This window comes from Hymenobacter fodinae (assembly GCF_004745825.1).
Classification (GTDB): Bacteria; Bacteroidota; Bacteroidia; order Cytophagales; family Hymenobacteraceae; genus Hymenobacter; species Hymenobacter fodinae.
In genome coordinates, this window is record NZ_SRLA01000004.1 from 325500 (window position 1) to 337892 (window position 12393).

The 12393-nt window shown below is 56.5% G+C and carries 10 protein-coding genes; 4 read left to right on the plus strand and 6 right to left on the minus strand.

The genetic code is table 11. The features are described from left to right. The first annotated feature begins 11 nt into the window (after positions 1 to 11). Positions 12 to 1835: a hypothetical protein gene (locus EU556_RS19150; protein WP_135435747.1), complete on the plus strand. Its 1824-nt coding sequence runs from the start codon at positions 12 to 14 to the stop codon at positions 1833 to 1835. 207 nt (positions 1836 to 2042) lie between these two features. Here EU556_RS19150 and EU556_RS26130 read toward each other — a convergent pair whose 3' ends face one another. Further along, the gene (locus EU556_RS26130; RefSeq protein WP_167855641.1) at positions 2043 to 2300 is read right to left on the minus strand and encodes a hypothetical protein; all 258 of its coding nucleotides are present in this window, start codon (positions 2298 to 2300) and stop codon (positions 2043 to 2045) included. 135 nt (positions 2301 to 2435) lie between these two features. Here EU556_RS26130 and EU556_RS19160 point away from each other — a divergent pair, with 135 nt between their 5' ends. The 3 genes from EU556_RS19160 to EU556_RS19170 all read left to right on the plus strand — a co-directional run bounded on the left by EU556_RS19160 (position 2436) and on the right by EU556_RS19170 (position 4817). Further along, entirely contained in the window at positions 2436 to 3020 is a 585-nt protein-coding gene (locus tag EU556_RS19160) for an RNA polymerase sigma factor (protein WP_210116097.1), read from the plus strand. Between the two features lie 122 nt (positions 3021 to 3142). Further along, positions 3143 to 4315, plus strand: coding sequence for a S1C family serine protease (locus EU556_RS19165; protein ID WP_135435750.1), 1173 nt, complete (start codon positions 3143 to 3145; stop codon positions 4313 to 4315). 232 nt (positions 4316 to 4547) lie between these two features. Next, on the plus strand, positions 4548 to 4817 hold the full coding sequence (locus EU556_RS19170) for a hypothetical protein (RefSeq protein ID WP_135435751.1): 270 nt from the start codon (positions 4548 to 4550) through the stop codon (positions 4815 to 4817). 90 nt (positions 4818 to 4907) lie between these two features. Here the strand turns inward: EU556_RS19170 and EU556_RS19175 are convergent, their stop codons facing one another. The 5 genes from EU556_RS19175 to EU556_RS19195 all read right to left on the minus strand — a co-directional run bounded on the left by EU556_RS19175 (position 4908) and on the right by EU556_RS19195 (position 12145). Then, on the minus strand, positions 4908 to 5573 hold the full coding sequence (locus EU556_RS19175) for an SOS response-associated peptidase (protein ID WP_135435752.1): 666 nt from the start codon (positions 5571 to 5573) through the stop codon (positions 4908 to 4910). A gap of 153 nt (positions 5574 to 5726) precedes the next feature. Then, a complete protein-coding gene (locus tag EU556_RS19180) occupies positions 5727 to 7904 on the minus strand; it encodes a T9SS type A sorting domain-containing protein (RefSeq protein WP_135435753.1) in 2178 nt (725 codons plus the stop codon). A gap of 395 nt (positions 7905 to 8299) precedes the next feature. Further along, positions 8300 to 9877, minus strand: coding sequence for an alpha,alpha-trehalase TreF (treF, locus tag EU556_RS19185; RefSeq protein WP_135435754.1), 1578 nt, complete (start codon positions 9875 to 9877; stop codon positions 8300 to 8302). Between the two features lie 103 nt (positions 9878 to 9980). Then, entirely contained in the window at positions 9981 to 11078 is a 1098-nt protein-coding gene (locus tag EU556_RS19190; protein WP_135435755.1) for a sensor histidine kinase, read from the minus strand. An 89-nt stretch (positions 11079 to 11167) separates the two neighbouring features. Next, entirely contained in the window at positions 11168 to 12145 is a 978-nt protein-coding gene (locus EU556_RS19195) for a cation diffusion facilitator family transporter (RefSeq protein ID WP_167855642.1), read from the minus strand. Between the last annotated feature and the right edge of the window lie 248 nt (positions 12146 to 12393).

Sequence of the window (12393 nt, forward strand, 5' to 3'; positions counted from 1 at the left end):
CCTGACTCCGCATGACGTATTCGCTCCCCACTCCGCTGCTGCCGTTCCTGTTGGTGCTAGCGCTTTGCGTACTGCTGGCAATAGGCCTGAGCGTAGCGGCGTTGCGCCGCTCCAATCGGGCTCGTCGCGGGTGGCGCTTAGTGGCCAGCTTGCTAGCCGTAGCTGGGCTGTGGCTGTTGGCATTCCCCCCAAGTCAGCCCCTGCGCACTAGCACTACCGAAGCGCTACTTCTCACGGATGGGTATTCTCCCGACACCCTACGCCACCTGCTGCGGCAGCTAGGCCCCGGCACTCGGTTTTGGCGCTATACTAGCCCTACCGCCTCTCCCGACACGCCCACGCTAAGCAACCTAGCGGCCCTGCGTCAGCGCCTTCCTGGTCTGCAGCGCTTACACGTACTGGGGCAGGGTTTGCCTGCCGCCGACCTACCGGAGCTTGGGGATCTTCGGTTGCTCATGCACCCCTCTGCTCCAAGAGCGGGTTTTCGGCTGGCTGGCTGGGCCCGTACAACTCAGGTCGGAAAACCGTGGGTAGTAGAAGGAAGCCTGACCACGAGGGAAGCTACTGGGACCGTTTGGGTTCGGTTGCGGGCCGCCGGTGGCTTACGCGACTCCGTGCAGTTGCCGGCTGGCCACGGTGCGTTTCGTTTGCAGTTTGTGCCTAAAACGGAGGGTCGGGCTGTGTATCAGCTTGATGCCCGAGCTGCCGCCAACAGTGGCCTACGCGTGCTCCCGGAGCCTCTGCCGCTCACGGTAGTTGCGGCCCATCCCCTACGGATTCTGCTGTTAGCAGCCTCGCCCTCTTTTGAGTTTCGCTTTCTAAAGGAATATCTGGCTCGGCAGGGGCACTCGGTGGCGTTGCGCGTGGGTCTTAGCCGGGGCCTCACGCAAACAGAATTTCTAAACCAACCAGCGGCAGAAATCGGGCGGCTTACCCCTGCGCTGCTAAGCCGCACAGATGTTGTTCTGACTGACGCGACCAGCTTAACGGCGCTTTCTGGCGCGGAGACAGGAGTATTGCAAGCAGCTCTGCGTAACGGGCAAAGTGGCCTCCTGCTGCTGGCTGATCCTGCTGCCCTGCTGCCCCGCGCCCTACCCGCCCGCCCCGACTTTGTGCTGGAGCTTCAGCCAACCAAGTCAGCGCAGGAGCCCCAAGAGCTTTATTGGGCCGAGATTAGCCCCGCTAAAGCCGTGGTGCCGGCTACGTTGCGCCCTGCCCCTGCCCTACGCGCTCTTGTTACTACCCAACGTCGCCAGCTGGTAGCCGCATCCCGCCGGATAGGCCTAGGCCAGGTGGTAGTAGCTACCATTTCCGAGACGTTCCCCTGGATGTTGCAAGGTCGCCCGGCTGTGTATGGGGCCTACTGGAGCCATCTGCTCTCGGCGGTGGCACCGGCCGTAGCGCCCGGACCAACTATCCTGCCCCAGGATGCTTGGCCCCGCCCTAACGCCCCACTCACCCTTCGGACCACAGGCCTACCGTTGACGCCGATTACCGTTCGGGCGCCTACGGGTCAGTCGGCACGCGTAGCCTTGCAGCAAGATGCCCGGGTGCCGGAGTGGGCTGAGGGCACCTACTGGCCTAGCACCAGTGGTTGGCACCAAGCAACCAGCGGGAGCACTACCGCTTGGTTTTACGTCTTTGGTTCGCAAGAATGGCGGGGGCCTGAAATGCAGCTACGGCAGCAGGCGGCCGCGCAATGGCAAGCGCAAACGCAAGCCCGTATTCGGCCAGCAGTAGCGGCCACTACCAGTTCGCAGCCCTGGTCGAGGTGGTGGGGCTTCGGCCTGTTTTTGCTAGGGGCTGGCCTACTGTGGCTGGAAGAAAAGCTGTAGGCCACGGCAAAATCAAACGGGCAACAAGACAACTTGATTGCCAGCACCTTCTCTTCCGCTGCCAACAGAACTAGGCGTGCCCTCCCTCCAGAAACTGAACAATTTACCTGCTCTGCTTGTACATAAACGAAAAAGCCCGAATTGCTGTTTGCAGCAATTCGGGCTTTTTACTGAGTTAAGTAGCTAACTGGCCTAGGCCAGGTGCAATTACTTCTGCTCGGTGGTAGTCGTGGTGGTGGTAGCCTCCGTAGTGGCAGGAGCCGCCTCGGTGGTAGCAGGAGCAGCGGTAGTAGCAGCAGCCGTGGTGTCGGTGGTTGCAGCGGCAGCCGTGGTGTCCGTAGCCGTAGTTTCTACCGTGCTGGTTTCAGTAGCGGTGGTAGTTTCAGCAGGCTTGTTCTCGCCGCAAGAAGCGAGGGTAGCAGCGAATACAACGGCCAGAGCGGATACCTTCAGAAGGTTCTTCATTTTTGGTAGTAGGTTTGGAAAATTTAGTCCGAAAAACGCCCTTTATACCGTCCGGCATGAATGGTAACCCAACTGCAGAAAATATTTTTTTGTCGGGTTACCAACGGGGGGCTCATGTATTAATCAACGATGCGAATGGGTAAGGGACAACCTTCCTACACCGATGAGGAGTTTGTGGCGGCTATCCGCCGCGGCGACGACCGGGCGCTGGCGCAGCTCTACCGGCTGCACTTCCCTATGATTTCGCACTACGTGCTGCAAAACAGCGGCACCGACGACGAAGCCAAGGATGTGTACCAAGAGGGCGTGATGGTATTTTACGAAAAGGTGCGTGATGGCTCCCTGGAGCTAAGCTGCCAAATCAAAACGTACCTCTACGCAGTGTGCCGCCGTCTGTGGCTCAAACGGCTCACCGAGAAAACCCGCTTCGGCGGTCGTCTCGATGACCACGAACCCTACCTCGAAACCGGCGCCGAAGCTGACTTAGAGTTGGCGGAGGAGCGCGACCGACGCTTTGCCACTATGGCCGAGGCGCTCGAGCGCATTGGGGAGCCTTGCCGTTCCCTATTAGAGGGCTTTTACCTGCTCGATAAGTCGATGCAGCAGCTTACGGCGGAGTTTGGCTACACCAATGCCGACAACGCTAAGAATCAAAAATACAAATGCTTGGTGCGGCTTAAAAAGCTGTTTTTCAACCAGTACCAGGAATTTGAAACCTAAGAACTGGGTTGATAAGCCAGAGCATGCTACCAGGGCCAATCGGCGCTGGTGCAGCCACCGCTTATTTAACCGCCTGTTCTTATAGCTAGGATTACGCGGGACCACCCACCCGCCCTACCAAGATGAAAACCGAAGCTGATTATTACGCTTTATTTGACGCCTACCGCTCGGGTGAGTTGGCCGCGCCTCAGCGCACCGACCTGGAGCGGCGCTTGGCAATGGACCCTGACCTGGCCCGGCGCCTCAGCGACTACGAAACCCTGACTGGCACGCTCACGGCCTATGGTCAGCGCTTGGCATTGCGCCGCAAGCTGAACGCCATTCAGGCTGATATGGACGCGGAGCAAGCCGTACGCCTGTCACCGGCGGAACGAATGGCTCCGGCTTTTTCCTCGGGAGAAGCACCACGGCCGGCATTGCGCATTTCCCGCACCGAGGAGAAGCTGCGCCAGTTTTGGGGCTCACACCGCGCTACCATGATGGTGGCCGCGTCGGTAGCAGTAATGGCGGTGTTTGCCACGCTGCTAGGCATGGAATGGTGGAAAGCCCGCCAGCAACCCTCTTTGTATGGGTATGCTACGCTGCGCCGCGAGGTAGACCGCATCAAGCGCACACAGCGCGTGATGAACAAAGCCATCAATCAAATTGGTACCCCGGCCACTCCGGCCGTCAACCAAGGAAAGTTTAGTGGTACTGGCTTCGCGCTGACCGCTGATGGCTACTTGGTAACCAGCTACCACGTCATTCAGGGAGCCGACTCTCTGCTGATTGAAAGCCGTGACCGGCAGCGTTTCCGCGCCGAGCCCGTGTTTACCGATGTGGCCCACGACTTAGCCATCCTGCACATCAAAGACAAGTCGTTCAAAGGCTTTGGCCGCCTGCCCTACTCCTTCAAGCGTGGGCAGTCGGAGCTAGGCGAGCGGGTATACACCTTGGGTTACCCGCGTGAAGATTTGGTGTTTAACGATGGTTCGCTGAGCGCCCGCTCGGGTTTTGAGGGCGACACAGGTTTTTATCAGATCAGCATCCCGGTAAACCCTGGCAACTCGGGTGGCCCACTGCTGGATGATCGGGGCAATCTGATTGGTATCATCAGTGGCCGGCAGATGGACGTACAAAGCGCGGCTTTCGCCACCAAATCATCGTACCTGATGCGCTTAGTTGACTCTTTAAGTGCCGCTCGTACCGGACAGGCCTACAACCTGCCGCGGGCTAACCAGTTAGCCGGCACCTCGCGGCCCCAGCAGATCCGCAAGCTGCGTGACTATGTATTCGTAGTGAAAGTATACGAATAAGGCCATTGCCCCTACCTTACAAGAAAGGCCGATTTGCTTAGCGAATCGGCCTCTCTTGCCTTTATAGGTTTTGTTGCACTTCACCTTGCCCTCCGCTAGAGTAAGATACTTGGTCTAGAAAAACTGCTGAAGTCAACTATATCAAAATTGCTGGGGTTTGCGTACACGCTTTCCGGTGGTCACTCCACCGTATCATCCCTGACTTCATCTGTTCGACCTTTCATTCTCTGCTATGAGCACCCCAAACACTCAACTGGAAAAAAACATCGACAAAATCGTCCCAGAAGACATCATTAACACGCTGCAGAGCGGTTATAAGGTTTTCACCGGCGACTCTGCTCAGCTAGAGGATTTCCTAAAACACGGCGGCCAACTCTTACGCAAGGCCTCGCAGCGCTTCACTACCACCCAACTAATTATTGGGGTGGCCGTGGTAGCCAGCATTGCCATTATTGCCGTAGCCAAAACCTCCGAAGCCGATACCGACGAGGCTCACAGCTAAGCCTTGGTTTGTATACCTCACACAAGAGCCTCGTTCCACTACCTGGAACGAGGCTCTTTGCTTTTCTGGAATACACTGCTGTACACCCGCTTACACCGGGGCCATTACTTCCGGCGAGTTGTGGGCAGGTGAGTTTACCAGCGTGCTAATGGCGTAAGCCTGCATACCATCGGCGGGGTACGGCTGTAGCAAGTGCTGGTGGTCGGCTAGGCCTATGGTGTCGTCTAGCCAAGCCAGCTCAGCATCTCTGCCGGGCAAAATCACGGGCATACGATTATGAATAGTAGCCATCAGCTCGTTTGGCTCAGTAGTGACAATGGTGAACGAAGGCACTACTTCCCCGGTCTGCTTATCTAGCCACTCGTCCCAGAGGCCAGCAAAGGCAAAGGGTTGCTCTTCTTTCAGCAGAATACGATAGGGCGTTTTGCCATGCGGGCCAGCCTGCCACTCGTAAAAGCTATCGGCGAGAACTAAGGCTCGCTTGCGCTGCAGTAAAGTCCGGAAAGAAGGCTTTTCGGTTAGGGTTTCAGCCCGGGCGTTGATGGGCTTCGGAGCCGCCTTCAAGTCCTTTACCCAGCCAGGCACCAACCCCCAGCGCGCCAGCTGAATCTGGCCCGGGTCGGAGTTAAGAATGATGGGTAGGGTTTGAGATGGCGCTGCGTTATAGGTAGGATCAGTCAGGCCAGCCGCAAAAGCGGCATCAAACCGGTCTTCGAGAATGCTGGGAGGTGGAGTGAGAGTGTAGCGGCCGCACATAACAGGTAGGGAGGGTATAAGATTCTCTGTTTACGTAAACGGCGGCAACCCGACTACCCACTTTCTTACTAGGCCATAACAATCAGGCCCCAGCCGGAGTCGGCTGGGGCCTGATTGGGTAAGTTGTATTCGACTGTTGCGAGGGTACTGCGCTTACTCCCGCACAAACGGCAGATTACGGGTGATGCCTGCTTGTTGCACGCGCACGAGGTAAAGCCCCCGTGGCAGACCTTCAAGCGCCAGCGGAATAAGCTGACCGCCGGTGGCTGGGGTATGTAGCACTACCCGCCCTAGCGCGTCGCAAATCTGAATGCCGTAGGTACCAGCCGGCAGCCCCGACAAGTCGAGCGTAGCAGCACTGGCAGCAGGGTTCGGATAAATTGCTATCTGGCCGGGTGCTTGCGCGAAGTTCACCACCTGCACGGAGCTGTACTGCTCTTTACCATCCAGGTCTACTTGCCGCAAGCGGTAGTACAAAGGTTGCGCGCTGAGGCTACGCACGTTGGCATCGGTGTACGCGTAGTTGGTCTGCTGGCTCTTGTTGCCCTGAGCAGGGAGTTTAGCCAACCGCTCAAACGTGTGTCCATCGAAGGAACGCTCAATATCAAACCGTTCGCTGTTGCGCTCCGAAGCGGTAGTCCAAGTCAGCTTAGCATCGGCAGCTACGGCCGTGGCTACAAAGCGCGCTAGCTCCACTGGTAGCGGAGCCGATACCCCGGTTACTGCTTTTGCTACGTTGTTTGCGAGGTCTGGGTCGGGTATGGCAGACTTAACCTGCGCCTCACTATTCATAGTAAGCGGCCCCGAGTTGGGCAACGTTACGGTCACCTGTCGCGAAACATCCGGTGCACCGCTGCCCAAGGAGTTTACCTTCGTAAAGGTCACTAGGCCAGTACCAGGGTCATAGGTACCTCCTGCGGCGGGCGCTACACTGCTCGCCGGCAAGTTTTGCGGCAGTTGCAACGACAATACCACATCTTGTGCGGTGAGGCTGCCTTTGTTGCTGCCTGTGATGGTGTAGGTTACTTTCTCACCGGGCTTGGCAGTTGCTGGCCCACTGATAGTAGCTGCCATATCGGCTCCTTGCACCGTTACGCTGATGTTAGCCGGGCTAGAAGAGTAGGCAGCCCCCAGAATGGATTGCATGGTGTAGGGTACTACCACGGTTCCGGCAAAGGTACCAGTGGGAGTAAACGACACAACACCCTGTTTGTTGACAGAAAAGACGCCTTTCCCTTCCACTTCCAGGGAGGTCTGCTGGCCCGCAGAGGCGGGGTCTAGGTCTACGGAGCCAGCATCGATACTGCTTCCCGGCGCTACATCATTATCGAGCACCTTAACCGTAACCGATTGGCTGTAGGATGTAGAAGCTACATCGTCGGCGGCGAAGGGGACCTGTACAATATTCAGGTTGCGGATTTCGTGCACGTTGGTGTTGCCGCCAGTTGAGCCAGAAAAGCCCAAGCGCAGGTTGGCTGGGGGCGTGTCTACGGTAAAGTTTTCAACAGCGGTGCGCACCTCTAGCCCGTGCTGAATGCGCACAGTAATGCGGTAAGCCGTTTTACCAGTGACTTTGACCGGTACCACATCAATGTAGGCGCGACGGTAATCCACTGAGGTGTTCTGGGCCCGAGGAGTAGCCACGTCCAGCGAAAAATCTAGGTCTCCGGGCTTGGTGCCTATCAGGTACGGATAGTCGGTAGTGGCCGAGCCGTTGCCTGCTCCCCGAATGGCAATGCCATCGGGCACGCGGCTATTGACATTCAGGATGCTGCTGCCTCCCGAGCGGCCTTCATTGCCGTTAGAATAGTTGCCGAACTCGTCAATGCCGATGCCAATGTACCCCGCCGAGACACCAGGAGCAGTTGGAGTAACAGTCTTTTGCGCGTAGCCTAACGACCCGCCCGATGCTCCAATTCGGAATCCAGTGGACGGCTGCTTGCTGGCATCAACTAAAAACACGCTGAAGCCATCGGCGCCGCTACCGCCGTAAGAAAAGAATTCAAAGGAAATGGAAAAGCCTTCCGAAGAAGGAAAGCTTACATTGTCGATGACGTAGCCAGCCTGGTCGGTTTTTTCGTCGGTGAGCCGCAAATATCCCTCGCCAATGGGGTCGTTGCCAGTGCCGCCAACTCCGGTTAGGCGAGCCGTGCCGCCAAACGAGAAGTTGGAGGCAGAGCTACCCTTGAATGTTTCGTTTCTAGGAAACGACGGCACCGTTGACTGGGCAACTGCGGGTGCTACTAGGCCATAGCAACCCGCTAGCAAACAAGCTTTCTGCCACCAAGAAATACCCTGACTTTGATGATTATGGAGGAAACGTGTTTTCATACAAAAGAACTAAGTGTTTGGACAGAAGTAGTAGACCGAAAAGTCAAATACGCTTTCCTGTAATTCCCTCGCAACCACTAGTTCAATGCGTTACCTGTCATAATCCTACTTCACACCAATTATCAGAATTGGTTTACAGCCAGGAGCGAAATTGTACTATTAAATAATTACTTCAATGTAGCTACACGCATACATACAAACTATTCTATTATTGTAATCCTCTGTTTTTCAGCATACATTATAGCCGTATGGAGGCAATATGAGAATTAGATAGCAGTGGCTTTGACACAACGTTTATTGCACCAAAGCCTATTACCTTAACCATAGTGTTGTCTCCTGTGTGCCTTGATATCTTCCCCACGCCACTGCATCATTTCTCAACCGCTAGGCCACTGCTAGTGCATTACTGGCGCTGGATATTTCTGCATTAGGTGTAGGAGTACTCCGTTGGTCCAGCCGAAGCCATCTTGCAGGGGGTACTCTCCACCCCCACCCGGAATGGAAGGTTGTAGCACATTATATTTCTCCATTAGCTTACCAGTCTGCTGAAACACGCTACTGTTTAAGCTTATCCAACGCTGTGCAATGGTGCCTGCCAATTCCTGCTGCTGGTACCGCCTCAACCCCTGTATACTCATCCACTGAAGCGGCGCCCAGGCATTGGGAGCATCCCACTGCTGGCCAGTAGTTGCTAGGGTAGTTACGAGGCCGCCGGGTTTCAGAAAGTCGCGCTGGAGGCCTTCTGCCACCCGCTTAGCTTGAGTGGCAGTGGCTAGGCCACTCTCCAAGGGAAAGACGCCGGCCAATGTGCGGACAGGAGAAAATTGACGCTTTTCCCAGTCGTAATCCACAAACCAGTTGGCTTGCTTGTTCCAGCAGTACTGCTGAATGGCTTTGGCACGAGCGGCAGCTTTGGCACGAAAACTTTTCGCAGCAATGGCATCGGCGCGTAGGGTACTGCTGCGGGCCAGAGTAGTTTCCAGGTGATATAGTAGGCAGTTCAGGTCCACGGGCACTAGGCTGGTCGTGCGAATAGACTCTAGGCCTGCGCCGGGCACAAACCAACGGCTGCTGAAATCCCAGCCAGAGGCAGCGGCGGCACGCACATCGCGGTAGAACTGGGCTGCGGGCCGGTTGCCGCGTTTGGCCGCCAGCACATCTTCTTGGTATGATTCTTCCCGGGGCTCGGAACTCTGGTCCCAGTAGCGGTTCAGAATCTCTCCGCCGGGCAGGCGCACCACCGAACGCCGGGCCTGGCCTACCCCCAAAGAATCGGCTCCCGCCATCCAAAACTGATATTCACGCAGCAAAGCACCGTGGTAGCGGCGCAGCACCGTATCGCCCTGCTCTTGCGCCAGCAGCTCTACCATGTGGCTAAAGAATGGTGGCTGCGAGCGGGTGAGGTAATATGTGCGGTTACCGTTGGGAATAAAGCCGTACCGGTTGATCAGGAAAGCAAAGTTGTCAACCATTCCCCTGATAAGCTCGGGGCGGTGACTGACCTGCAGGCCTAGCATGGTGAAGTACGAGTCCCAGTAGTAAACCTCCCGAAAGCGGCCGCCGGGTACCACGTAGGGGCGCGGCAAGGGCAGCAGGGAAGAATAAGGAGCCACCGAATCGGTAGGTGGGCGCCGCAGCACCGTCCAGAGCGTGTCGAGGTGGGCACGCAGGCCCCGACTGATGGTGGTGTGGTATGCGGTTTCGGCCGATGTGGGAAGGCGGAAGTAGGCCAGCACGAATCGGTTTAGGTCGAAGCCCGGCAGTTGGCGCTGCTCATCGTAGGCCTTCAGAATTACGGCAGGCGTTTCGCGCGGGATGGCATCTACGAAGGTTTTGTTATCGGGAAACACCCGCTGCATCTGCACCGCCTCAAACAACCCTGGGAACAACTGTCGGGGCGTGCGCAGGGTAGTGTTCTGCGCAGAAACGGTGAGAGTCAGCAGACAAAGGCAGGTGAGCAGAACATTTTTCATACGGCGCGGTGGTGGGCATAAAATTCCCGGACCTCTCTTGTCTACGAAAAACTGCCAACTGTGGAGGTGCTAGGCCACTTGCCAGCGTCCTCGCTGCCAAGCCTTATTCGGGTTGCTCCCGCGGCAGGGCTATAAAAAAGGTTGAACCCTGCTCCTCAGCGCTTTCCACCCAAATTCGACCACCGTGAAGTTCCACAATAGCTTTTATGATGGACATGCCTAGGCCAGTGGTCTTTTCGCCGCGCAGGCCCGGCCGACGGGCCGGCGTAAAGCGCTCAAACAGCACGGGCTGCAGGGCCGCCGGAATGCCCACTCCGGTATCAACCACTCTGATCTGCACCTCCTGTGCGTCTTCCTGCAGGTAGATGGTTATTTGCCCACCATCGGGGGTAAACTTGATGGAATTACTGAGCAAGTTATTGATTACCTGCATGAACTTGTTTTTGTCGAGGGAGTAGTACAATTGCTCTGGCCCTTCATAAGCAAAGTGCTTGCTCAGGTTTTCCTCCGACGACTGGAACTGCTCAATTAATTGCCGGAGCTCTTCTGCCAAATTGGTACGCTCCGGCTTCATCTGCACGTTTACCGACTCCAGGAACTCAGTGTCTACGAAGTCCCGAATCATGTTGATACTGTCTTGACACGTGGTTTGCATCACCATCAGCAGCTCATTTATCGTGCTGTCATTCAGCTCTTCTACTTTTTCACTCACGAAGCCCGCCACCTGCTTGATCATGATGAATGGCCCGGCCAAGTCGTGCGACAAGATTTCGAGGGTCGTGTTCTTTTTGGTGTTGAACCGGTCGGCATTTTCTAAGTATTCCCGGTTGCGCGTAACGTCGGCCACCGTGCCGCTGATATAGGTGGTGCCGGACTCATGCTCTACCCTGGCCGCGGTTATGCAGAGCCACTGCACCCCTCCTTCTGGGTCATTCGGCTTTTCCAGCCGTAGCTCCACGTCTTCCACAAAGCGGCCTTGCTGCAAGTGGCCTAGCCGCGCCTGGGCATAGCTTATGTCGTCGGGGTGCACCCGAGCCACAATGCTGGGCAGGGCCTCCGTTAGCGCCTCGGGCTCTACGCCTAGCACACTCTGACAGGAGGCACTTGCATATACTACCCGTCCGCTTTCTGGGTGGTACACAAAATACAATAGCTGACCGCGTTCAGCTAGCGGACGAAACAGAGTGGCAAAATCAAGCATTGAGGTAAGGTATTATATGTACTATCATACGATGACAACTGGGCGGCGTTGTGATCTGCGCAGCTGAACCGTTTTACGTGAAAATACCGTCACTCTGCTTTCTCTAAAGCAGCCTCCGGATGAGCTCTAACCTGGGCCGTTGGCTCAATGAACAGATGACGTACGTCGGGGTACTGGTGCTGAATGCTGCGCTGCAGGCGCTGTACGGCTTCGGTTAGGTCGGCGGTGCAGAGGTTCGGCCGGAACTCTACGCGCAGCACCATCAGGATTTCGTGCGGGCTCAAATACGACGACATGGGCGTGTCGGTGGCTACCACAGCCGAGTCGGCGCGTGCCAGGGCCTTCACGTTCTGGAGCAACGCATGCTCCGCCGGTTCACCCAACAGCAAGCTTTTGTTCTCGCGCAGCAGCAGAGCTGCCACCACCAGCAAAATTCCCCCAATCAGCAACGAGGCTACCCCGTCGAGGTAGGGGTTTTGGAAGTAATGGCTCAGGAACACGCCCAAGAAAGCTACCAACAGGCCTAGCAAATCGGCAGCATCTTCAAACAGCACCACAAAGATAGAGGGGTCTTTGCTACCACGAAATGCCTGCCAGAATGACTTCCGGCCCCGCTGTGCGTTGAAGGTGCGCCGGGCTACCAGAAAGGAGGCGCCATCGAAGAGGAAGGCTAAGCCCAGCACTACGTAGTTCCAGGTCGGGTCTTTCAGGGGGCCGGGGTCATGCAAATGCTGAATGCCTTCGTAGATGGAGATACCACCGCCAATGGCAAAAATGCAGATGGCCACAATAAACGACCAGAAGTACAGCTCTTTGCCGTAGCCGAAGGGGCGCTTCGCGGAGGCGGGCCGCTGACTACTGCGGAGCCCCAGCAGCAACAGCCACTCATTGGCCGTATCTACTACAGAGTGAATCCCTTCGGCCAACATAGCCGAGCTACCCGTAAAAGCGGCCGCCACAAATTTTATGACGGCAATGGCCAGATTGGCGCCCAGGGCAGTTACAATGGCTACTTTAGAAGAGGGCGGCTCGGTCGTAGTGGTAGCAGGAGTAGGCTCGGTGTTCACGCAGATGTATGAATACGGGATGTACGGAAGGCGGGAGTGGCCTAGCGCCCTTGCTACCGCCTCAGTAATACGGCAGCCCACTACCGAAGGCTGCTACGCACGACCTTTTTCTCCATTTCCGGTTTCGGCGCCTCGCCTACTACTATGTTCATTCTCAGTGATATTTCAGCCGCTAGGCCACTACCCGGCCCATGGACTTGCTTGGCCTGGGGCTCTGCCCGAGTTCGTAAGCTGAAAGGCTTTTGTGC

Excerpts from the sequence above, each read along its gene's own strand:
- EU556_RS19150 (WP_135435747.1), top strand. The coding sequence starts at position 12 with ATGACGTATTCGCTCCCCACTCCGCTGCTGCCGTTCCTGTTGGTGCTA.
- EU556_RS26130 (WP_167855641.1), bottom strand. The coding sequence starts at position 2,300 with ATGAAGAACCTTCTGAAGGTATCCGCTCTGGCCGTTGTATTCGCTGCT.
- EU556_RS19160 (WP_210116097.1), top strand. The coding sequence starts at position 2,436 with ATGGGTAAGGGACAACCTTCCTACACCGATGAGGAGTTTGTGGCGGCT.
- EU556_RS19165 (WP_135435750.1), top strand. The coding sequence starts at position 3,143 with ATGAAAACCGAAGCTGATTATTACGCTTTATTTGACGCCTACCGCTCG.
- EU556_RS19170 (WP_135435751.1), top strand. The coding sequence starts at position 4,548 with ATGAGCACCCCAAACACTCAACTGGAAAAAAACATCGACAAAATCGTC.
- EU556_RS19175 (WP_135435752.1), bottom strand. The coding sequence starts at position 5,573 with ATGTGCGGCCGCTACACTCTCACTCCACCTCCCAGCATTCTCGAAGAC.
- EU556_RS19180 (WP_135435753.1), bottom strand. The coding sequence starts at position 7,904 with ATGAAAACACGTTTCCTCCATAATCATCAAAGTCAGGGTATTTCTTGG.
- treF (WP_135435754.1), bottom strand. The coding sequence starts at position 9,877 with ATGAAAAATGTTCTGCTCACCTGCCTTTGTCTGCTGACTCTCACCGTT.
- EU556_RS19190 (WP_135435755.1), bottom strand. The coding sequence starts at position 11,078 with ATGCTTGATTTTGCCACTCTGTTTCGTCCGCTAGCTGAACGCGGTCAG.